This is a genomic window from Amycolatopsis sp. PS_44_ISF1, from assembly GCF_032335455.1.
Lineage (GTDB): Bacteria > Actinomycetota > Actinomycetes > Mycobacteriales > Pseudonocardiaceae > Amycolatopsis.
Genome location: NZ_JANUXO010000001.1, coordinates 2,535,924 through 2,556,109, shown reverse-complemented (window position 1 = coordinate 2,556,109; position 20,186 = coordinate 2,535,924). Strand labels below are relative to the sequence as shown.

General features: G+C 71.8%; 22 protein-coding genes. 10 read left to right on the top strand and 12 right to left on the bottom strand.

All coding sequences use genetic code 11. The features are described from left to right. Nucleotides 1–64 precede the first annotated feature (64 nt). Both NYF13_RS11690 and NYF13_RS11685 read left to right on the top strand, forming a co-directional pair. On the top strand, nt 65–655 hold the full coding sequence (locus NYF13_RS11690; protein WP_315656261.1) for an acid phosphatase: 591 nt from the start codon (nt 65–67) through the stop codon (nt 653–655). A gap of 4 nt (nt 656–659) precedes the next feature. After that, entirely contained in the window at nt 660–1,142 is a 483-nt protein-coding gene (locus NYF13_RS11685) for a GNAT family N-acetyltransferase (protein WP_315656259.1), read from the top strand. A gap of 2 nt (nt 1,143–1,144) precedes the next feature. Here the strand turns inward: NYF13_RS11685 and NYF13_RS11680 are convergent, their stop codons facing one another. Further along, nucleotides 1,145–1,627, bottom strand: a complete 483-nt coding sequence (locus tag NYF13_RS11680; protein ID WP_315656257.1) for a hypothetical protein — start codon at nt 1,625–1,627, stop codon at nt 1,145–1,147. 428 nt (nt 1,628–2,055) lie between these two features. On the opposite strand from NYF13_RS11680, the gene NYF13_RS11675 reads away from it, so the two are divergent. Together NYF13_RS11675 and NYF13_RS11670 are read left to right on the top strand one after the other, a co-directional pair. After that, nucleotides 2,056–2,982 carry a diacylglycerol kinase family protein gene (locus tag NYF13_RS11675; protein WP_315656255.1) on the top strand — a complete coding sequence of 309 codons (927 nt, stop codon included), beginning with the start codon at nt 2,056–2,058 and terminating at the stop codon, nt 2,980–2,982. 272 nt (nt 2,983–3,254) lie between these two features. Next, complete coding sequence (locus NYF13_RS11670; protein ID WP_091612873.1) at nt 3,255–3,509, top strand: WhiB family transcriptional regulator; 255 nt, start codon at nt 3,255–3,257, stop codon at nt 3,507–3,509. Between the two features lie 420 nt (nt 3,510–3,929). Here NYF13_RS11670 and NYF13_RS11665 read toward each other — a convergent pair whose 3' ends face one another. Continuing rightward, the gene (locus NYF13_RS11665) at nt 3,930–5,450 is read right to left on the bottom strand and encodes a histidine kinase N-terminal domain-containing protein (RefSeq protein ID WP_315656253.1); all 1,521 of its coding nucleotides are present in this window, start codon (nt 5,448–5,450) and stop codon (nt 3,930–3,932) included. Between the two features lie 222 nt (nt 5,451–5,672). On the opposite strand from NYF13_RS11665, the gene NYF13_RS36685 reads away from it, so the two are divergent. Beyond that, a complete protein-coding gene (locus tag NYF13_RS36685; RefSeq protein ID WP_098515123.1) occupies nt 5,673–5,747 on the top strand; it encodes a 50S ribosomal protein bL37 in 75 nt (24 codons plus the stop codon). Between the two features lie 70 nt (nt 5,748–5,817). Here NYF13_RS36685 and rsrA read toward each other — a convergent pair whose 3' ends face one another. Then, nucleotides 5,818–6,165 (bottom strand): mycothiol system anti-sigma-R factor, encoded by a 348-nt coding sequence (rsrA, locus tag NYF13_RS11660; protein ID WP_315656252.1) that lies wholly within the window; start codon nt 6,163–6,165, stop codon nt 5,818–5,820. Then, nucleotides 6,162–6,788, bottom strand: coding sequence for a sigma-70 family RNA polymerase sigma factor (locus NYF13_RS11655; RefSeq protein ID WP_315656251.1), 627 nt, complete (start codon nt 6,786–6,788; stop codon nt 6,162–6,164). The genes rsrA and NYF13_RS11655 overlap by 4 nt, the downstream gene beginning before the upstream one ends. Nucleotides 6,789–6,988: 200 nt before the next feature. Between NYF13_RS11655 and ybaK the strand changes: the two genes are divergently transcribed. Then, a complete protein-coding gene (gene ybaK / locus NYF13_RS11650; protein WP_315656249.1) occupies nt 6,989–7,465 on the top strand; it encodes a Cys-tRNA(Pro) deacylase in 477 nt (158 codons plus the stop codon). Nucleotides 7,466–7,523: 58 nt separating this feature from the next. Here the strand turns inward: ybaK and NYF13_RS11645 are convergent, their stop codons facing one another. Together NYF13_RS11645 and NYF13_RS11640 are read right to left on the bottom strand one after the other, a co-directional pair. After that, entirely contained in the window at nt 7,524–8,132 is a 609-nt protein-coding gene (locus tag NYF13_RS11645) for an alpha/beta family hydrolase (RefSeq protein ID WP_315656247.1), read from the bottom strand. Next, nucleotides 8,129–8,890: an SOS response-associated peptidase gene (locus NYF13_RS11640; protein ID WP_315656245.1), complete on the bottom strand. Its 762-nt coding sequence runs from the start codon at nt 8,888–8,890 to the stop codon at nt 8,129–8,131. The genes NYF13_RS11645 and NYF13_RS11640 overlap by 4 nt, the downstream gene beginning before the upstream one ends. A 115-nt stretch (nt 8,891–9,005) precedes the next feature. Here NYF13_RS11640 and rsgA point away from each other — a divergent pair, with 115 nt between their 5' ends. Next, complete coding sequence (rsgA, locus tag NYF13_RS11635; RefSeq protein ID WP_315656243.1) at nt 9,006–10,019, top strand: ribosome small subunit-dependent GTPase A; 1,014 nt, start codon at nt 9,006–9,008, stop codon at nt 10,017–10,019. Between the two features lie 147 nt (nt 10,020–10,166). Next, nucleotides 10,167–10,940, top strand: coding sequence for a hypothetical protein (locus NYF13_RS11630; RefSeq protein WP_315656241.1), 774 nt, complete (start codon nt 10,167–10,169; stop codon nt 10,938–10,940). 60 nt (nt 10,941–11,000) lie between these two features. On the opposite strand, the gene NYF13_RS11625 is transcribed toward NYF13_RS11630, so the two are convergent. Further along, entirely contained in the window at nt 11,001–11,492 is a 492-nt protein-coding gene (locus tag NYF13_RS11625; protein ID WP_315656239.1) for a DUF6912 family protein, read from the bottom strand. Then, a complete protein-coding gene (locus NYF13_RS11620; RefSeq protein ID WP_315656238.1) occupies nt 11,489–12,895 on the bottom strand; it encodes a wax ester/triacylglycerol synthase family O-acyltransferase in 1,407 nt (468 codons plus the stop codon). Before NYF13_RS11620 ends, NYF13_RS11625 begins: the two co-directional genes overlap by 4 nt. Between NYF13_RS11620 and NYF13_RS11615 the strand changes: the two genes are divergently transcribed. Further along, nucleotides 12,894–13,694, top strand: coding sequence for a TrmH family RNA methyltransferase (locus NYF13_RS11615; protein ID WP_396286979.1), 801 nt, complete (start codon nt 12,894–12,896; stop codon nt 13,692–13,694). The genes NYF13_RS11620 and NYF13_RS11615 overlap by 2 nt on opposite strands. Here the strand turns inward: NYF13_RS11615 and NYF13_RS11610 are convergent. Continuing rightward, on the bottom strand, nt 13,687–14,070 hold the full coding sequence (locus tag NYF13_RS11610; RefSeq protein ID WP_315656236.1) for an HAD-IA family hydrolase: 384 nt from the start codon (nt 14,068–14,070) through the stop codon (nt 13,687–13,689). The two genes, NYF13_RS11615 and NYF13_RS11610, sit on opposite strands and share 8 nt — an antisense overlap. A gap of 210 nt (nt 14,071–14,280) precedes the next feature. On the opposite strand from NYF13_RS11610, the gene NYF13_RS11605 reads away from it, so the two are divergent. Further along, nucleotides 14,281–14,778, top strand: coding sequence for an Rv3235 family protein (locus NYF13_RS11605; protein WP_315656235.1), 498 nt, complete (start codon nt 14,281–14,283; stop codon nt 14,776–14,778). A gap of 537 nt (nt 14,779–15,315) precedes the next feature. Here the strand turns inward: NYF13_RS11605 and secA are convergent. The 3 genes from secA to NYF13_RS11590 form a co-directional block, all read right to left on the bottom strand. Beyond that, complete coding sequence (gene secA, locus NYF13_RS11600; RefSeq protein WP_315656233.1) at nt 15,316–18,267, bottom strand: preprotein translocase subunit SecA; 2,952 nt, start codon at nt 18,265–18,267, stop codon at nt 15,316–15,318. 237 nt (nt 18,268–18,504) lie between these two features. Beyond that, nucleotides 18,505–19,194 carry a ribosome hibernation-promoting factor, HPF/YfiA family gene (hpf, locus tag NYF13_RS11595; protein ID WP_315656231.1) on the bottom strand — a complete coding sequence of 230 codons (690 nt, stop codon included), beginning with the start codon at nt 19,192–19,194 and terminating at the stop codon, nt 18,505–18,507. 540 nt (nt 19,195–19,734) lie between these two features. Then, nucleotides 19,735–20,037, bottom strand: coding sequence for a ComF family protein (locus NYF13_RS11590; RefSeq protein WP_396286976.1), 303 nt, complete (start codon nt 20,035–20,037; stop codon nt 19,735–19,737). Nucleotides 20,038–20,186: the final 149 nt, after the last annotated feature.

The following is a 20,186-nucleotide window of genomic DNA, read 5'->3' as shown; positions in this document are numbered from 1 at the left end:
TCCTGAGTAGGTATACTCATCGCACACCCGGCCCGCAAACCCGGACCGGGCTATATTCGGCCCCGTGGCACATCGGCTCTTCCTCCTCCGTCACGGTCAGACCGAATGGTCGGCCGACGGACGGCACACCGGACGCACCGACATCCCGCTCACCGCGGCGGGTGAGGAACAGGCCCGCGCGGCCGGCGGCACCCTGCGCACGCTGCTGGGCGGGCCGCGGCTCGTGCTCTCCAGCCCCCGCGACCGCGCCAGGCGGACGGCCGAGCTCGCCGGGCTGCGCGTCGACGAGTTCACCGAAGACCTGGCCGAGTGGGACTACGGCGACTACGAGGGCATCACCACCCCGCAGATCCGCGAGACCGACCCCGGCTGGACCGTGTGGACCCACGCGAGCCCCGGCGGCGAGAGCGCCGGGGAGGTGGGCGCGCGGGCGGACCAGGTGCTCGACCGCGCCCGCCGCGAGGTCGAGCACGGCGACGTGGTGCTGGTCGGGCACGGGCACTTCAGCCGGGTGCTGGTGGCCCGCTGGGTCGGCCTGCCCGCACCGTCCGGTGTCCACTTCGGACTCGACCCGGCCGGGATCGCGGTGCTCGGCGACGAGCGCGGCGAACCCCAGGTCGAGCACCTGAACCTGCTGCCGGCGCTGGAAGGCTGAGACCGTGGCCGAACCGCGGATCCGCCGGATCCGACCCGAGGACGTCGAAACCGTGGTGGAGCTGGTCCACGCGCTGGCCGAGTACGAGCGCGAGCCCCACTCCTGCCACCTGACCGCGCCGCAGCTCCACGATGCGTTGTTCGGCGAAGCGCCCGCGCTGTTCGGGCACGTCGGCGAGGTGGACGGCGCCATCGCCGGATTCACCCTGTGGTTCCTGAACTTCTCCACCTGGCGCGGCACCCACGGCATCTACCTCGAGGACCTCTACGTCCGGGAGGGTCTGCGCGGGTCCGGACTGGGCAAGGCCCTGCTCGCGACGCTGGCCGCCGAATGCGCCGACCACGGCTACCAGCGGCTGGAGTGGTCGGTGCTGAACTGGAACCCGGCGGTCGGGTTCTACCGGGCCCTCGGCGCCTCGCCGCAGGACGAGTGGAGCGTCTACCGGCTCACCGACGGCCCGCTGGCGAAGCTCGCCGCGGACGCCTGACCTCAGTCCTCTTCGTGCTTCTCCCGCTCCGCGCGGCGGCCGGCCAGTCCGCCGCGCTCGGCGGCCTCCTCCTCGGTCTCCCCCGCGTGCTGCCCCAGGGCCCAGGCGCGCGCCGGCCGGCGGAACAGCAGCACCAGCGCCGCCACGCCGAACCCGGCGATCGGCACCCCCCAGACCGGACGGCCGGACGGGCCCAGCACGTACCAGCCGACCCCCACCAGCAGCAGCGCGACGACCACCCCCGGTGACCGGGCCCAGGTCCGGCCCAGCACCAGCCCGGTGGACGCGGCCAGGAAGGCCAGCGACAGCACCACGTAGGTGGCGAACTCGGCCCAGATGTTGTTGCCCGCCTGCGGGGGCGCCTGCAGCCCGCGCACGAGCAGCACGATCCCGAGCACCAGCAGTCCGAGCCCGGGCACGGCGGTGAGCACCCCCGCCAGCCGGACCTCGGCCGGAACGGGCGGCGGCTTCTCGGTGAGCGACACGGCGAGGCCTTCCAGACGCTGGGGTGAAGCGGGCGGGGCCGCGGCGGACTGGGCTGAACGGACGCGGCCGAATGCGCCGGCTCGCGCGGGCCGGGCGGTGCTTTGCGAGAGCACAGCGGGCCCCACCTGCACGAGTGACGGTGCGTGAGCAGTTTCGATGGTATGCCACCCGGTCGGCCGTTTTCGCGGGGCGCCGGGAACGTGAAAATCGAACCGTCGTCGATGAGCGGGCGGTCGGCCCGGGTGCACTTGTCACGACGAGCGAGAGCCGCCGTTCGCAGAGGAGGACCGCCCGCCACAGCGTCATCCGGTGCCGGGTCGTCGGGCCGGGCGGACCCGGGCGAGGATGCCGCCGAAGGGCTGAGCTTCGCGTCACCATGTGACGTCGGCGGTTCTCGCGGCGGCCACGGGTCACCTACCCTGCGGTGGTGCGCGCGATCCTCGTCGTGAACCCCCAGGCCACCTCGACCACCGCCGGTGGCCGCGACGTGCTGGCCCACGCGCTGGCCAGCCAGGTCAAGCTCGACGTGGTCGAGACCGACTACCGCGGCCACGCGATGGCCGTGGCGCGCTCGGCCGCCCGGGACGGCATCGACCTGGTCGTGGCCCACGGCGGCGACGGCACGGTCAACGAGGTCGTCAACGGCCTGCTCGCCGACGCCGGCGGTGATCCCGCCCGGATCGGGCCCACCCCGGCGCTGGGTGTGGTGCCCGGCGGTTCGGCGAACGTCTTCGCGCGCGCCCTCGGCCTCGCCGCGGACCCGGTGGAGGCGACCCACCAGTTGCTGAGCGCGCTGGAGTCCGGCCGGGGCCGCAAGGTCGGGCTCGGGCTCGCCGACGGCCACTGGTTCACCTTCAACGCCGGCCTCGGCTGGGACGCCGACGTGGTCGGCCGCGTCGCCAAGCGCCGGGGCAAGGAGGCCAGCGCCGGGCTCTACCTCCGGGCCGCGGTGCGCTCCTACATCCGGCCGCCGCTGGGCCGCCCGGAGCTCACCGTGCGGATCCCGGGCGAGGAGCCGGTGGTGGTCGAGACCGCTTTCGTGTCCAACACCGATCCGTGGACCTATCTGGGTGAGCGCCCGGTCCACCTGAACGCGGATTGCTCGTTCGAGACCGGACTGGGCCTGTTCGCGTTGAACGGTCTGTCGTTGCCGACCGTGTTCAAGCACGCACGCCAAGCTTTGCTCACCAAGAGCAACCAGCGCGGACGGCACCTGGTCCGGCACGACGACGTGCCGCTGATCCGCATCGACGCAGTTGAGCCGGTGAACTTCCAGGTGGACGGCGACCTCGTCGGCCAGCGCACGCGGGTGGAGTTCCACAGCGTGCCCGGCGCACTCTCCGTGATCGTGTGACAACCGGCGGACTGATCGCCCGAAGCAAAGTGCCGGTTGCCGCTCATCGACGCAGAAGCTCCACTCACCGCACCGGCCTTCCGCCAACAGGTCCGTTTCGGACAGAAACCGCAGGTCAGAGGCGTCGCCCGGCCGGGTGAGCTGACTCACCGATCTTCGGGAAACCCTTGTCGAACGCGGTGCTTCGTGAAAGCATTCACAAGCACCCAAAAAAACGACCGCCATTAACGACTGTGGCGCGGCTTCCGCGTCACTAAAAGGAGCTCACGAACATGGACTGGCGCCACGACGCGGCCTGCCGAGACGAGGACCCCGAACTGTTCTTCCCGGTGGGAACCAGCGGACCCGCTCTCCTTCAGGTCTCCGAGGCGAAGGCCGTGTGCCACCGCTGCACCGTCGCATCCGACTGCCTCGCTTGGGCTCTGGCCAGCGGTCAGGACGCCGGCGTGTGGGGCGGTATGAGCGAAGACGAGCGACGCGCGCTCAAGCGCCGCCGTACGCACATCGGCACGCGTACCAACGCCTGAGCCTCGGCTCAGCACGCACCACCAGGAACCGGAACTCCCGCCGTTCGGCAGCTGCACGCCACGCCGGCAGGAGCGATACCCATCCGGTCCCAGCTTAACAATTGAGGTGAAATCACCCTGAAGCGGGTGTCGCGCCACCTCATCCCGAAACGTTGACAGGGCCGGGTCCGCTCAGGCGGGTACCGGCCCTTCAACGTGTCCGGGGCCGGTCAGCCCCAGTCCGGTTCGGACGGTGCGCCGGTCCCTTTCGGACACCGCGGGGCATGAGGGCGACAACCACCTCGGAAACATTGCGCAGCACCGATTCCGGACAACTCGGAGCCGAAGCCAACCACCGCCTGGGCCACCCGGCCGGCCAGCGTCTTGGCCACCCAGCGCCTCAGTCACCCAGCGCCTGAGCCGAGCAGCGCCTCGGGGGACTCAGAGCCGCCGGGAAAGCGGGATGCGCAGCGCCGCCTCGGTGCCGGTCGCCCGGGCCCCGGCCTCGTCCGTGCTGACCTTGCGCAACGAGAGGGACCCCCGCAGTTCCGACTCGACCAGGGTCCGCACGATCTGCAGGCCGAGCCCGTCGCTGCGTTCCAGGGAGAAGCCCGCGGGCAGGCCGCGGCCGTTGTCGCGGATCACCACGTCGAGCCGGCGGGCCGAGCGCTCCACCACCAGCTCCACCCGGCCCGGGCGGCCCTGCGGGAAGGCGTGCTCGATGGCGTTCTGCACCAGCTCCGCCAGCACCATCACCAGCGGGGTCGCGATCTCCGCGATCACGATGCCGAACGAGCCCTTCCGGGTCAGCCCGACCTGCGACTCCGCCGTGGCCACCTCGCCGACCATCGGCAGCACGTTGTCGAGCAGCTTGTCCAGGTCCACCCGCTCGTCCACGGAGATGGACAGTGCCTCGTGCACCATCGCGATCGACGAAACCCGGCGCACGGATTCACCGAGGGCCAGCCGCGCCTCCTCACTGGAGGTGCGGCGCGACTGCAAGCGAAGCAGGGCCGCGACGGTCTGGAGGTTGTTCTTCACCCGGTGGTGGATCTCGCGAATGGTCGCGTCCTTCGACAGCAGCGCGCGGTCGCGGCGCTTGACCTCGGTGACGTCGCGCACCAGCACCAGCGCCCCGCCCGCCTGGCCAGCCGGGCGCAGCGGCAGGGCGCGGAACAGCACCACGGCGCCGCGGCGGGAGTCGGCCTCCGTGCGGGGCGAGGGCTTGCCGTCGAGGGCTTCGATGATGCGGTGGGAGACCTCGGTGGCGTCGAACGGGTCGCGGATCAGCGAGCGCGTCAACGGCGCCAGCCGCTGGCCCACCAGATCGGACTCGTGGCCCATCCGGTGGTAGGCGGACAGGCCGTTGGGGCTGGCGAACACCACGGTGCCGGTCGGGTCGAGCCGGATCAGCCCGTCACCCACCCGCGGGCTGGTGTGGGTGTCGGTCTGGTTGCCGTTGTTCGGCGGGAAGGTGCCGTCCACGATCATCCGGCACAGGTCGCCCGCGCTGCCCAGGTACGCGATCTCCAGCGGGCTCGGCACCCGCGGCGCGGCGAGGTTCGTCTCGCGGCTCATCACGCCGACCACCTCGCCCCGGAAGCTCACCGGCACGGCCTCGCGGCGCATCGGCAGGTCGCGGTACCAGTGCGGGTCCTCCTCGCGGCAGATCCGCACTTCGCGCACGGCCTTGGCCAGCTGGGGGTGCTCCGCGACGGTGAACCGGGTGCCGACGACGTCCTCGGGGTGCGCGGTCGGCGCCGTGGTCGGTCGTGCGTGCGCGACGCAGACGAAGTCGCCGCCCTCGGGCTGCAGGTCCTTGGCCACCGGCACCCAGAGCAGGAAGTCGGCGAACGAGAGATCGGCCAGCAGCTGCCACTCCGCGACGACGGTCTGCAGGTGGTCGGCGGCCTCACCGGTCAGTCCGGTGTTCTCGGCGAGCAGGTCGGAAAGGGTCGACACGGCGTTACCGGACCGTCCTCTCGGGCCCGGTCCCCAGCGTGGCCTCACCAGCCATGTCCGACCACCTCCTCCCCGGTCATCCAACCAGAGCCCCGGCCGATCAGCACGGGTGCCGAGGGTGAGCCCGGGCACGCATGACACACTGGAGCGGTTGACCCGAGCCCGGCAGGTGTGCCCGCACCCCGCACCCGGGCCATCCAGCGCAAGCACGAGGAGTGAAGCATGTCGAAGCGCGCCCGCAAGCGTCGCGACCGCAAGAAGAACGGCGCGAACCACGGCAAGAAGCCCAACGCCTGATTCACGGCGTACGGACGCGACACGGCCCCCGCACCACTGGTGCGGGGGCCGTCGTCGTGCCGGGGAGGGCTTACTCGCCGATCCGCTGCTCGATGGTGACCTCGGTACGCTCCACGGTCACCCCGCCGCGGGTGGCCACGGTCTGGCGGATCGAAGCGCGCAGCCGGCTCTTCAGCTCGGCCGGGGCCAGGTCACCGCCGCACTTGCGGGCCAGCAGGTGCTTGAGCTGCTCGTCGATCCCGTACTCCTCGAGACACGGCGGGCAGTCGTCGATGTGGCGCCGGAGCTCGGCGTCCCGAGCGGGGCTGCACTCCTTGTCCAGGAGCAGGAAGATCTCGGAAAGCGCCTCTTCGCACCGGACCTTGTCCTTGGTGTCTTTGGCGTGGCCGGCGTCCTTCGAGCTGTCACCCGTGCTCATCGCTTACCCACCTCCTCGCGGCCACCGCGGATGAAGCCGCGCTCACGCGCCACGTCGGCGAGCAGGTCGCGCAGCTGGGCGCGGCCGCGGTGCAGGCGGGACATCACGGTGCCGATCGGCGTGTCCATGATCTCGGCGATCTCCTTGTACGCGAAGCCCTCGACGTCGGCCAGGTACACGGCCAGCCGGAACTCCTCGGGCAGCTTCTGCAGCGCGGCCTTGACGTCGACGTCGGGGAGGTTGTCCATGGCTTCGACTTCGGCCGAACGCAGACCGACCGAGGTGTGGCCCTCCGCCTTGGCGATCTGCCAGTCGGAGATCTCCTCGGTGGGCTGCTGCAGCGGCTGCCGCTGCCGCTTGCGGTAGCCGTTGATGTAGGTGTTGGTGAGGATGCGGTACATCCACGCCTTCAGGTTGGTGCCGGCCTTGAACGACGCGAACGCGGCGTAGGCCTTCAAGTAGGTCTCCTGGACCAGGTCCTCGGCGTCGGCCGGGTTGCGGGTCATCCGCATCGCGGCGGAGTACAGCTGGTCGAGCAGGGGCATGGCGTCCCGCTCGAAGCGTTCGGCCAGCTCCAGCTCGTCGGTCGCCGTCTCCGGCGCGGAGTTGGGGGTGCTCGGCAAACCGTTCCCTTCCCGATCAGCGTCGATGCGCGGGTGCGCATACGGCGACGTCGAGTTTACGCGGGGTTCCCAAAAGCCTGAACCCCCCGGGTTCCCGGGCCGGCGCCGGGCGGGGCGAGTGGTGGCGAGCGTGCTGTTCACCTCGGCTACAACAGAGCTCGGCGGCGGCGCATTCCCGGGTCCTCCTAGACTCGACGCCCATGGCGGGCAAGGGAACTCCGGCCACGGCGCTGCTCACGAAGCAGGAAGTGGCGCACGTGCTGCACGCGTACGAGCACGACCCGCGGGCCGATTCGTTCGGCCTGGAGGCGGTCGAGGCGCTGGGCCTGGAGCCCGCCCGGGTGTTCAAGACCCTGGTGGCCGAAGTCGACGGGAAGCTGGCGGTGGGCGTGGTGCCGGTCACCGGCCAGCTCGACCTGAAGGCGCTGGCCGCCGCCGCCGGGGGCAAGAAGGCCAGGATGGCCGATCCGACCGCCGCCCAGCGGGCGACCGGCTACGTGCTGGGCGGGATCTCCCCGCTGGGGCACCGCAGCCGGCTCCCGGTGGTGATCGACGAGTCCGCCTCGGCCTTCCCGACCGTGTACTGCTCGGCCGGGCGCCGCGGCCTGGAGGTCGAACTCGCCCCGGCCGACCTGGTCCGCCTGACCGGCGCGGTGCTGGCCGGGATCGCGGCCTGACCCGGCCGGGGTTCCCCCGCGGCGCCGAAAGCCGGTGCCACCGCTGGCGGGTTCGCGGTCAGAGGTGCGGGCGCAGCACCCGTTCCAGCCATTCGGCCGCCGCGCGGGCCACCGCGTCCAGGTCGGCGGTGAGGTTGTGGTCACCGGGGACGAGCTGCACCTCGTGGTGGGGGCCGGGCTCGGGTCGCCCGAACGGGTCCCGCTCGCCCTGGATGACCAGGGCCGGCACCTCCACCGCGTCCAGCTCCGGCTGGCGGGTCTTCTCCGGCCGGCCCGGCGGGTGCTCCGGGAAGGCCAGGCACAGCACCGCCACGGCCTGGCCCGCGGACGCCGTCCGGCAGGCCACCCGCGCCCCCGAGGAGCGGCCGCCGAACACCAGCGGCAGCCCGTCGAACCGGGCGGACAGCTCGTCGGCCACCGTGAGCCACGCCGTGTCCAGTTGCTTAGCCGGCGCGGGGGCGCGGCGGCCCGCGACGCGGTAGGGCTGCTCCACGAGCGCGACGTGCACGCCCGCGTCCTTCGCCGCACGCGCCACCACGACCAGGTCCTTCGCGTCGATGCCCCCGCCGGCACCGTGGCCGAGCACCAGCACCGCGGCCCCGTCCTTGGCGCAGTGCAGCTCGGCCCGCGCCGGGCCGTGCTCGGTGCCGATGTCCACAGTGGTCACGACAACTCGAACAGTCCGTCGTCCAGCGGCTGGGCCCCGGCCTCGGCCCGCTCCAGCAGCTCGGGCCCGTTGTTGCGGACGTTGTTGACCAGGCTCGAGACCGGCCTCAGCTCCAGGGACTCCACAATGGACGGAGGTGTCGGCACCATCAGCCCGTCGACGTCCTCGCGGTCCGGGTCGAGCCAGTCCGCCCAGTGCCCGGACGGCACGATCAGCGGCATCCGGTGGTGCACGTCGGTGAGCTGCCCGGCGGCGTCGGTGGTGATGATCGAGAAGGTGATCAGCGGTTCGGCCGCGGCGTCGTCCTTCGGCCGCCAGCTCTCCCAGATCCCGCCGAACGCGATCGACGCGCCCGCGGGGTCGGTCATGTAGAACGGCTCCTTCTCCTGGCCCGTGCGCCGCCACTCGAACCAGCCGTCGGCCGGCACCAGGCAGCGCCGGGACGCCAGCGCTCGCTTGAACGCGGGCTTCTCCCGCGCGGTCTCGGAGCGGGTGTTGATCATCCGCGAACCGGCCGAGGGGTCCTTCGCCCAGAACGGCACCAGGCCCCACCGCATGATCCGCAACGAGCGCTCGGCCGGCTCGTCCTCGAGCACCTGGCCCTCGGCGTCCCGGGGGTGGCGCTGCACCACGGTGACCACGTTCTTGGTCGGGGCGACGTTGTGGTCCGCCCGCGCCCGGTCCCCGGTCAGGTCGACCGCGGCGAACTCCTCGATCAGCACCGCCGGGTCCTTCGTGGCGGCGTAACGGCCGCACATGCCAACCTCCTCCGCACCCGGTCCCAGTAATCCATCGTCGCACGCGAACCGGGGCCGGCGCGAGCGGCATGGGATCATTCGACCAGGCCGGATGAGGCGGAAGGACGTGGGCGGTTTGGCGCGAGGCGACTGGAGCAGGCTGGACGAATCCGACGTGCGGGTCCGTCCCGGCAAGGGCACCAGACCGCGCAGCAAGCGCCGCCCCGAGCACGCCGACGCGGTCACCGCCATGGTGGTCGGCAAGGACCGGGGCCGCTGGACCTGCGCGATCGACGCGGATCCGGATCGGCTCGTGACGGCCATGCGCGCCCGCGAGATGGGCCGCGTCTCCGTGGTGGTCGGCGACATGGTGGGCGTGGTCGGCGACGTCTCCGGCAAACCGGACACGCTGGCCCGCATCATCCGCGTCGACGAGCGCACGAGCGTCCTGCGCCGCACGGCCGACGACACCGACCCGTACGAGCGGGTGGTGGTCGCGAACGCCGCACAGCTGCTCATCGTGACCGCGCTGGCCGACCCGCCGCCGCGCCCGGGATTCATCGACCGCTGCCTGGTCGCCTGCTACGCGGGCGGGGTGGAGCCCGTGCTGTGCCTGACCAAGGCCGATCTGGCCCGCCCGGACGAGCTGCTGTCCGGGTACGCGGGCCTCGACGTGCCCGCCATCGTCACCCGGCACGACGAGGAGCCGGAAGGTCTGATCGAACGCCTCGAAGGCCGGGTGACGGCCCTGGTCGGCCATTCCGGGGTCGGCAAGTCCACCCTGGTCAACCGCCTGGTCCCGAACGCCCTGCTGGCCACCGGTGACGTGAGCGCGGTCGGCAAGGGCCGGCACACCTCCGTCGCCGCCGTCGCGCTGCCGCTGCCCCTGCCCGGCGGCGGCTGGGTGGTCGACACCCCGGGCATCCGCTCGTTCGGCCTGGCCCACGTGACCGGGGACGACATCGTGATGGCGTTCGAGGAGTTCGCGGAGGCGGCCGAGGAGTGCCCGGCCCACTGCGGCCACCTCGGCCCGCCGGAGGACCCGGACTGCGCTCTGGACGACGTCGTGCAGGAGGGCCGGGCGGGCGCCGACCGGCTGGCCTCGTTGCGGCGGCTGCTGACCTCCCGCGCGGGCACGCTCGAAGCGTGAGGCTCGACCCGGTGCGACCTGGCTGCGCCCGGTCCGGCGGCGGGGTCGCTGGACCACTCCCGGTAGCAGTGATTCCCCCGAACGGGTAGCGGCGGGCCGCTGTGCTTTCGTAGGGGCTTCTTCCGCCGGTCAGGACGGGGTTTCCGGATGCGCAGGACGGCCTTGGCCCTCGGTGCCGTGCTCGTCGCGGCCCTCACCGGCGCGTGCTCCGGCAGCTCGGACCCGCTGCTGCCCGACGCCCGCGCGCTCGCCGACGCCGCATCCGCCGCCACCGTGGCCGGCGGGTCCGCGAAGTTCAGCACCGACGTCGCGGCGGGGACTCTCGTGTCGCACGGGCAGGGGCAGGCGAAGTTCGCCGCGGGCGGGACCTCGCTGGAGATGACCACCGACTACGTCGGCGAACCGATGGAGCTGCGGCTGGTCGCCGGGCAGCTGTACGCCAAGGTCCCGGACAGCGCCCGCGACCAGGTCACCGGAGGGAAGCCGTGGGTGCGGGTCTCCCCCGACGGCAGCGACCCGTTCTCCCAGGTGCTCGGCGGCAGTCTCGCCCAGCTGGCCGAGCAGAACGACCCGGCGCACACCCTCGACCAGGTCCGGACGGCGGGCACGCTCGCCACCGCCGAGCGGACCGAGCTCGACGGCACCGGGGCCGAGCACTACCGCGTGGACGTCGACCTGGCGAAACTCGGTTCTCAACGGCCCGCCGGGCTGCCGCCGGGCGCGATCGCGCCCGGCACGAAAGTCCCGCTCGAACTGTGGCTCGACTCCGCGCACCGGCCACTGCAGCTGGTGCTGGACCTGAGGCCGATCCTCAAGGACTCCCCCGGCGCCCGGATCACCGCGCGGTACAGCGCCTGGGGCACGCCGGTGGCCGTCCAGGCGCCCGCGGCCGACCAGGTGGGGGCGTTCACCGCCGGGTGACCGGCCCGCGTCACCCCTCCCGGCGCCGCCCTGGCGTCGTCGAAGAAAACTCGGGCCGGCTCAAAGCAGCTCGAGGAAGAACGGCAGCTCTTGCGGCGCGTACCAGGCCAGCTCGTGGTCCTCGGCGTCGCCGAGGGCGAACTCGGCGTCCTCGTCGCCCAGGTCGGCGGCGTCGATCACGTCGGCGGCCGCGGCGACGGACTCGGCGGCCTCCGGCGCGTCCACGTGGATGGCGGCGATCTGCGAAAGCGGCACCGGCCCGTCGAGCCGGACCACGGGCGCGTCCAGGTCCGAGCGCAGCGTCACGTTGTCGACGTCGGCCGACACCACCACGCGTCGCGGCTCCGCCTTCTCCTCGGCCGCGATCAGGCGGATCGAGGCTCGCGCCGCGTCCAGCAGGGCGGCGTACTCGAGCTCCTCGTCGGAGCCGCTGACGTAGGCCTCGCGCAGGGCGGGCGTCAACGCGAACGCCGTGCCGCTGCGGGCGCGGAACTCGCCGTTCGCTTCGAGCTCGCGGAGCATCGCGATCGTCGCGGGGAGATAAACCCTCACCAGTGCGCACCCTTCAGTTCTTCCAGCGCTTCTTCGATCATGCCGCCCAGCAGCCCGACGTCGAACACGGCCTTGCGGTCACCGTTGAGTCCGAAGTAGACACCGCCGTGGTAGGAGGTGACCCCGATCGCCAGCGCCTGGGTGCGCATCAGCGGCATCACGGGGAACATCTCCACCAGTCTCGCCTCCCCCGCGTACATCGGCACCTGCGGCCCCGGCGAATTGGTGACCATCACGTTGAAGATGCGCCCCGAGAGGGATCCGGCCGCCCGCGCGCCGAGCGAGTGCAGCGTGGCCGGGGCGAACCCGCCGACCTTCAGCAGCCCGCGCGCGGCCACCGAGCGCCCCGATTCCAGGTGCTCGGTCATCGCGTGCCCGATGTGCTGCAGCCGCAGCACGGCGTTGGGCTCGCCCACCGGCAGGTCGACCAGGAACGCGGCCACCTGGTTCCCGACCAGGGCCGGGGTGGAGAACTCGGCCGTCTCCTCGTCGCGGACGGCCATCGGCACCAGCGCGCGGACGGTGGCCGTCGGCGTCAGGTGGGAGCCCCGCGAGAGCAGCCAGCCGCGCAGCGCTCCGGTGATGGCGGCCAGCACCACGTCGTTCACCGTGCCGCCGTGCTCGGCGCGAACCTCGCGGAAGTCCTCCAGCCGCGTGCGCACCACGGAGAACAGCCGGCTGCCCGACACCCGCACGTTCAGCGGCCCGGACGGCGCCGGGCTGACCACTGTGCGCAGCGTCGCCGCGACGCCGCCGAGGGCCTCGGTCACCTTGCCCACGGTCGCGAAGGCGTCGTCCGCGGCCGAGCGCACGTTCTCCACCAGCTCGGTCGGGCGTTGCACGGTCTCGGTGACGGCGTCGAGCACCAGTTGCGCCCGGCTCGGCTCGCGCCGCGGCGTCCAGGTGTCCTCGAACGGCTCGGGCGGCGCCGGGCGGGGGTCCAGGATGAGCTGGCCGAGGTCGATCGTGCCGATGCCGTCCACAACGGACTGGTGGGTCTTGGTCACCAGGGCCACGCGGTCACCGGAGAGCCCTTCGACGAAGTACGCCTCCCACAGCGGCCGCTCGGGCGCCAGCCGCCGTGACACCAGGCGCGCGACCAGGTCGAACAACTGGTCGTCGGTGCCCGGCTGGGGCAGCGCGGAGCGCCGGACGTGGTAGTTCAGGTCGAAGTCGGTGTCGTCCACCCAGACCGGGCGGGCGAGGTGACCGGGCACGGTCAGCACCCGCTGGCGGTACCGCGGCAGGAAGGCCAGCCGCGCGCCGATCAGGTCCAGCACCTGCCCGTGGTCGAACCCGGTGCGCGGCCGGTCGAAGATCGCCACGCTGCCGACGTGCATCGGGGTCGCGTGGTCCTCGACGTACAGGAAGGAGGCGTCCAGCGCGGACAGGCGGTCGGGCATGGGCCGATCCTTACACAGTGCGAGACTGGCCCGCGTGGGTGATGACGAGGCGGTTTCGCCGAAAGACCGGTTCCTGACCGTGTACGGGCGCAAGCCGGTGCTGGAGGCGCTGGCGGACACCGGTCTCGAAGTCGACAAGGTGATCCTCGCCGACACCGCGCGCGGGCCGGGGGCCACGGAGATCCAGCGGGCGGCGAAGGCGGCCGGCGTGCCGGTCCAGCGGGCCAGCGCGCACCGGGTGAAGGTGCTGGCCGGCAACGGCAAGCAGGACCAGGGGGTGCTGGCCGACGTGGTCGCCCCGCGGATGCGCTCGCTGGCCGCGGCCCTGGCGGACCGCCGTCCGCCGGCCCGGGTGCTGCTGCTGGACGGCATCACCACCCCGGCGAACGTCGGGATGATCCTGCGCACGGCCACCGCCGCCGGGCTGGAGGGCGTGGTCGTGCCGCGCCGGGGGGTCGCCGCGCTGGACCCGCTGGTGGTCAAGGCTTCCGCGGGTGTCGCGTTCCGCGCGCCGGTGCTGCGTTGCGGCAGCGCGCGCGAGGCGGCCGAGCTGCTGACCGAAGCGGGGTACAGCGTGTACGCGCTGGGCGCATCCGCGAAGACGACGGTGTACAACGCCGAGCTGCCCCAGCGCGCGGCCTTCGTCCTGGGCGCCGAGACCGCGGGCGTCGGTCAAGAGGTCGCCGAGCTGGTGACCGAGTGGCTGTCCATCCCGATGCCCGGGGACGTCGAATCGCTGAACGTCTCAGCGGCGGCCGCGGTGCTGTCGTTCGAACTGGTGCGGCGCGCCGTCAACTGAACAGGGCGGTGAGCTCGCCGAGGGTCGCGGCCACGGTGACGTGGTGGACACCGACCAGCCCGGCTTCGGCGGCGCCTCGGACATTGCGCGCGGCGTCGTCCACGAAGACACAACTCGCGGCGGCCAGCCCGATCCGCTCGGCGGCGATGAGGTAGATCTCGCGATCCGGTTTGGCGACACCGACTTCACCGGAGAAGACGAGGGCGTCGAAATAGCCGGCGAGCTCGGCCTTCATCGAGGCCCCGGCTCCGGCCGCGTTGGACACGAGCGCGGTGCGCGTGCCGCGGGCCCGGGCTTCGCGGAGATAGTCGTAGAGCAGGTGCGCTTCGGGGTCGGTCAGCACCCCCGCGTAATCGACCAGCAGGCCTTTGAGCACCCGTCCCACCTTAGCGCCCGGGCCGGTCGACGCAGGCCTCACGCACCCCGTTCCGGGTCGAATCCGGTCACCTCGCTCCGGCCTTAGCACGGGTGGTGGACCGGCGGGAGCGCTTGGACGGTTTTCCCCGGATCGGGCAAGGTTTGTCCCGTTTTCCGGCTCCACGAGCCACTACCGGTGACGAATCGTCCGAGTTTCGGGGAGGAACACATGACGATCGACCACCGCATCAGCACTCTCGCGCCGTTCGAGCCGACGCCGAGACCCCGCCCGGCCCGAAACCGGCGCGAGGGCCCGCCGGTGCGCGACCTGCCCCCGTCGGACCGGCTGCTCACGAGCTTGCTGGCCCCGCCGTCCGAGCACCACCTGACCCAACGCCTGAACACCATCCTGGAGGTCCTCGGCGGCCGTCGCCCGGCCGGCCAGATCGAGCAGCTGGTCGACCCGGGCCTGTTCGCCCGCTTGATCGCCCACTCCCGGCTGCTGGGCACCCGCCACCGCATCGGTCCCCTGCACGTCTGCCACCCGACCGACACCGCGGTCGAAGCCTGCGCCACCATCCGCAGCGGCCCCCGGGTCCTCGCGCTGGCGGCGCGCTTCCAGCGCACCCGGCCGGGATGGGTGTGCACCCGGTTCCACCTGCTGGCCCCCCGGACCGGACCGGCGCGGGCGATCCAGGCCGGTCCACCGCGACGGCTGGTCGCCTGAGGGCTCGGCCGTCGCGGCCGGGTCCGGTTGCGAGCGTTCCGCCGTCACCGAACGCGGCCGCTCGGCCGTTGCCGAGCGGGCGAAATCCCAGCTCAGCACCGGTGAGCGACCATCACCGGAGCCGATGGCCGAGGTGGCCGCAGCCGGGGGCCGGAAGCGACCGGGCCACTCGCTGCGCACCCGGGCCCTTCGGGACTCCGAGGATCAGGACCGATGTCCCGACAATCCGGTCGGCTGGTCGAAACCGGCGGGGCCGCCAGGCTGCGCCGGGTGGTCATCGGGTTCCAGGACGGGGAACCCGCGATGACGGGATCCGGCGCGTGAGTCCGCGCCGGACGCTCCGACCTTCCAGCCGGGTGACGACCGAACGCCCAAGCCACCGGCCTTACCGCGGGCACGGGTCCTGCTTGGGCGCGAACCGCTTCGCGAACTCCCGCCCCGTTTCGGCGGTCACCGGCTGGCCCACCAGCCGATACGAAACCGCGGACCGTCCGATTCGGACGGTCCGCGGTGTCAAGGTTCAGCGGTTTTCCAGGATCAGCGGCGCGGACCCTTCTTGCCCTTCTTCGCCTGAGCGCGCTCGGCGGCCCGGCGCTCGCGGCGGGTGTTGCCGCCCGCCGCGTCGTCGTCGCTCTCGACACTGTCCGAATGGGACTCGACGCCGCCGCCCTCGGCCGGGCCCGACATCGTCAGCCCGGATTGGACACCGCCGCCGATTCCCTTGCCCCGCAGAGCGGACGGCACCGACTCGGTGTCGGTGGCCGGCTGCTGGGGCGGGGTCGGACGGGCGTGCCGGCCGTCGGCCTGACCGTCACCGTTACCGCTGCCGTTACCGTTGCCACTGCCGTTGCCGAAGGAACCGGCGGCCGCGGCCGTGGCCGAGGTGACCCCGCCGGGCAGCGAGGCGGCGCTGTCCGGCGCGGGCGCCGGCTCGGCCCGCTCGACCTGCAGGTTGAACAGGAAGCCGACGGCCTCCTCCTTCAGCGAGTCGAGCATCGCGCGGAACATGTCGAAGCCCTCGCGCTGGTACTCGATCAGCGGGTCGCGCTGCGCGAGCGCCCGCATGCCGATGCCCTCCTTGAGGTAGTCCATCTCGTAGAGGTGCTCCCGCCACTTGCGGTCGAGCACGGTCAGCATCACCTGGCGCTCAAGGCGGCGCATCGCGCCCTCTTCGCCGACCAGCTCGTCGATCTCCGACTCGCGCCGGTCGTAGGCGTTGTGCGCGTCCTCGACCAGGGCCTGGCGCAGACCGTCGGCGTCCAGGTCGCCTTCGGACTCCACCAGCTCGTCCCAGTTCAGCGCGACCGGGTAGAGCGTCTTGAGCGCGGTCCACAACTGCTCGTGGTCCCAGTCCTCGGCGTACCCCGAGGAGGTGGCGCCGTCGACGTAGGCGTTCACGACGTCGACCAGCATGTGCTCGATCTGCTCGCGCAGGTCCTCGCCCTCGAGCACGCGGTGGCGCTCGGCGTAGATCACCTTGCGCTGCTCGTTCATCACCTCGTCGTACTTGAGGACGTTCTTGCGCGTCTCCATGTTGAGCTGCTCGACCTGGGTCTGCGCGCTCCGGATCGCCTTGGAGACCATCTTGTGCTCGATCGGCACCTCGTCCGGCAGCCGCATCGTGGTCATCACGCGCTCCACCATCACGGCGTTGAACCGGCGCATCAGGTCGTCGCCGAGCGAGAGGTAGAACCGCGACTCGCCCGGGTCGCCCTGCCGCCCGGCGCGACCGCGCAGCTGGTTGTCGATCCGGCGCGACTCGTGCCGCTCGGTGCCCAGCACGTACAGGCCACCGGCCTCGCGGACCGCCTCGGCCTCGTCCTTGGCGGCTTCCTTGATCTCCTCGAGCACCTTCGGCCACTCGGCCTCGTACTCCTCGGAGTTCTCCACCGGGTCCAGGCCGCGCTCGCGCAGCTTCTGGTCGGCGATGATGTCCGGGTTGCCGCCCAGCACGATGTCGGTACCACGGCCGGCCATGTTGGTGGCCACCGTGACCGCGCCCTTCTGCCCGGCCCGGGCGACGATCAGCGCCTCCCGGTCGTGGTGCTTGGCGTTCAGCACCTCGTGCGGGACCTGCAGCTTCAGCAGCAGCTTGGACAGGTGCTCGGACTTCTCGACGCTGGTGGTGCCGACCAGCACCGGCTGGCCGTTCTCGTAGCGCTCGGCGATGTCCTCGGCCACGGCCTCGAACTTGGCCTGCTCGGTCTTGTAGATCAGGTCGGCGCGGTCGTCGCGGACCATCGGCCGGTTGGTCGGGATCGGCACCACACCCAGCTTGTAGGTCTGGTGGAACTCCGCGGCCTCGGTCTCGGCCGTACCGGTCATGCCCGAGAGCTTCGAGTACAGCCGGAAGTAGTTCTGCAGCGTGATCGTGGCCAGCGTCTGGTTCTCGGCCTTGATCTCGACCTTCTCCTTGGCCTCGATCGCCTGGTGCATGCCCTCGTTGTACCGGCGGCCCACCAGGATGCGCCCGGTGAACTCGTCGACGATCATGACCTCGCCGTCGCGGACGATGTAGTCCTTGTCCTTGTGGTAGAGCTCCTGCACCTTGAGCGCGTTGTTCAGGTAGCCGACCAGCGGCGTGTTCGCGGCCTCGTACAGGTTCTCGATGCCCAGCTGGTCCTCGACGAACCGCACGCCGGTCTCGGTGACGGCCACCGTGCGCTTGCGGACGTCCACCTCGTAGTGGTACTTCGAGTTGATCAGGGTGGCCTTTTCGGTCCGCTCGCGCGTGCCCATGGTGGTGGTGTCGATGCCCTGCATCAGCGGCGCCAGCCGGGCGAACTCCATGTACCACCGCGAGGACTGGTCCGCCGGGCCCGAGATGATCAGCGGCGTGCGGGCCTCGTCGATCAGGATCGAGTCGACCTCGTCCACGATCGCGAAGTTGTGCCCGCGCTGCACGCACTCCTCCAGCGACCAGGTCATGTTGTCGCGCAGGTAGTCGAAGCCGAACTCGTTGTTCGTGCCGTAGGTGATGTCGGCCTGGTACATCCGGTGCCGCTCCTGCGGCGTCTGCTCGGCCAGGATCACGCCGACCTCGAGGCCCAGGAAGCGGTGGATCCGGCCCATCCACTCGGAGTCGCGCTTGGCCAGGTAGTCGTTGGTCGTGACGACGTGCACGCCCTCGCCCGAGATCGCGTTCAGGTAGGCGGCCAGCACGCAGGTCAGCGTCTTGCCCTCACCGGTCTTCATCTCGGCGACCTGGCCGAGGTGCAGCGCGGCGGCACCCATCAGCTGGACGTCGAAGGGCCGCTGGGCGAGCACCCGCTTCGCGGCCTCCCGGGCCACGGCGAACGCTTCGGGCAGCAGCTCGTCGAGCGACTCGCCCTTGCTGTTGCGTTCGCGGAACTCCTCGGTCTTGGCCCGCAGCTCGGCGTCCGACAGATCTGTCACGTCGTCTTCGAGAGTGTTGATGTGATCGGCGATGTTGCGCAGCCGTTTCACCATCTTGCCCTCGCCCGCGCGGAGCAGGCGGTTCAGCACCATCCGGTCGACCTCACTAGCTGATCTCGATCGCACCCGAGCCGGTCCCGGGCAATCTGGGCACGGCGGCGCCCGAGTGCGTCGCCGTCGTCTGACCCATCGTAGGGAACACGGCGCCGTCCGTGCACGCACATGCTCGTCGAAGGACATCGAAAGGCCCGGTGACACCCTACCTTCGGCGTGCGGATGGCCCACACGCGAGCGCGTGCGGGCCATCCGGGACCGGGGTCCGGACCGGGCTCAGCCGAGCCGGATCACGCCGTAGTCGAAGCCCTTTCGCCGGTAGACGACACTCGGCCGGCCGGCCTCGGAGTCGTTGAACAGGTAGAAGTCGTGGCCGACCAGCTCCATCTCGTAGAGAGCCTGGTCCACCGTCATCGGGTCCGCGTCGTGCTCCTTTTCGCGGACGACGCGGCCGGGCTGGTAGCCCAGTTCCTCGTCTTCCCAGCGCGCCTGCTGGGGGATCTCCCCGGTGCCCGCGAAGCCGTTCGCCAGGGGCTCGGCCCCTTCGCTCCCGGGGGCGTCCAGCACCGCCGTACCGGCGGCAGGACGGGCGACGGCGTCGGATCCGCCGGCCATCGCCACGGAGGTCGCCTCGGCGACCGACTCCGGGCGGCTGCGTCCGTAGTGCACGCGCCGCCGGTCGTGGGTCCGCCTCAGCCGGTTCTCCAGCTTGGTGACGGCGGAGTCGAGTGCTCCGTAGAAGTCCGCTGCGCACGCTTCGGCGCGTACGGCGGGGCCTCGGCCCTTTCCGGTGATCTCGACGCGCTGGCAGCTCTTGGCCTGCCGGCGGTTGGGCTCGTGGAAGAGCTCGACCTCGTAACGGATGACCTTCTTGTCGTAGCGCTCGAGCCGGGCCAGCTTCTCGCTGACGAGTGCCCGATAGTGCTCGGGCACCTCCACGTTGCGGCCCTTGACGACGATGTCCATACACGACCTCCCTCGCTGAGAATGACTGCGAGCTGTGGTTGTTCACACGGCGCCGGTACTGCGGGGACAGAGCCCGGATCCGGCGGGCCGAGCAGAACTCGCGAACCGGTCACGACGTCTCGTGGCGGATGCGCGAGCGCGGACTCAGCGGGCCTCCGGCGCCAGGGACATGGGCTGCATACCTCCCTGCCTGCGGGAATTACTGATAGCGGTGCACGTTAGCTTCATCACGCCGCCAACAACAGCCCCCGAGCCGGGGGATGTCCCCGGGCGAGAACCCGTCACGGCCCGCAGTGAAGCCCCCGCGCCGAGGGCGAAATCCCGCACCGGACGGCCGAGCGCGCGTCGCTCGATTTCACGCGGACGGCGCAACGGCACGGGACCTCGGAAGCCGAGGGTGACAACTCGCTCCGCCGCAGCCGCCACCCCGGTGGAGTGCCCGGCTGCCGGAGTGATTTCCCGACCGACCCTCATGCCCCGACAACGGCCCGGGGCCGCCTCGCGTTCCCGCTTGACATCACTCGTGTAGGTGACCCCCGGTCACCCGGCGGCCAACAGGGTGAGCACGGCCGAAACCTCGGCGCCCGAACTCCTCATCGCGAGCACGCAGGCCGCCGCCGTGGCCCCGGTGGTGAGGACGTCGTCGAGCACCACCACCCGGCACCCCGGCGGCGGCCGCCCGTCCGGCACGAACCGCAGCCGACCGGCCAGATTGGCGGCGCGCTCGGCCCGGTTCAGCCCCACGGCGTCGCGGCTGCCCTCGAGTTCGAGCGCGGGAGCCACGAACACCTCGATGCCCGCCGCGGCCAGCTCCCGAGCGGCGGCTTCGGCGAGCCGGTGCATGTGGGGTCCACCTCGGACCCGGGACGCGGACCGGCGGCTCGGAGCGGGAACCAGGCACAGCGGGGATGGCGGGGGTTCCGGGGAAGTGGGTGGGAACGGGGGAATCGATGGGGCCAGCGGGACCGAGGTGGAGGACGAGGGCGGGCCGG

Bases quoted from the DNA above. Each gene is read 5' to 3' on its own strand.
- rsrA (WP_315656252.1), bottom strand. From the start codon at position 6,165: ATGAGCACGGGTGACAGCTCGAAGGACGCCGGCCACGCCAAAGACACC.
- NYF13_RS11590 (WP_396286976.1), bottom strand. From the start codon at position 20,037: ATGCACCGGCTCGCCGAAGCCGCCGCTCGGGAGCTGGCCGCGGCGGGC.
- secA (WP_315656233.1), bottom strand. From the start codon at position 18,267: ATGGTGCTGAACCGCCTGCTCCGCGCGGGCGAGGGCAAGATGGTGAAA.
- NYF13_RS11615 (WP_396286979.1), top strand. From the start codon at position 12,894: ATGGGCCGATCCTTACACAGTGCGAGACTGGCCCGCGTGGGTGATGAC.
- NYF13_RS11605 (WP_315656235.1), top strand. From the start codon at position 14,281: ATGACGATCGACCACCGCATCAGCACTCTCGCGCCGTTCGAGCCGACG.
- hpf (WP_315656231.1), bottom strand. From the start codon at position 19,194: ATGGACATCGTCGTCAAGGGCCGCAACGTGGAGGTGCCCGAGCACTAT.
- ybaK (WP_315656249.1), top strand. From the start codon at position 6,989: ATGGCGGGCAAGGGAACTCCGGCCACGGCGCTGCTCACGAAGCAGGAA.
- NYF13_RS11670 (WP_091612873.1), top strand. From the start codon at position 3,255: ATGGACTGGCGCCACGACGCGGCCTGCCGAGACGAGGACCCCGAACTG.
- NYF13_RS11620 (WP_315656238.1), bottom strand. From the start codon at position 12,895: ATGCCCGACCGCCTGTCCGCGCTGGACGCCTCCTTCCTGTACGTCGAG.
- NYF13_RS11630 (WP_315656241.1), top strand. From the start codon at position 10,167: ATGCGCAGGACGGCCTTGGCCCTCGGTGCCGTGCTCGTCGCGGCCCTC.
- NYF13_RS11640 (WP_315656245.1), bottom strand. From the start codon at position 8,890: ATGTGCGGCCGTTACGCCGCCACGAAGGACCCGGCGGTGCTGATCGAG.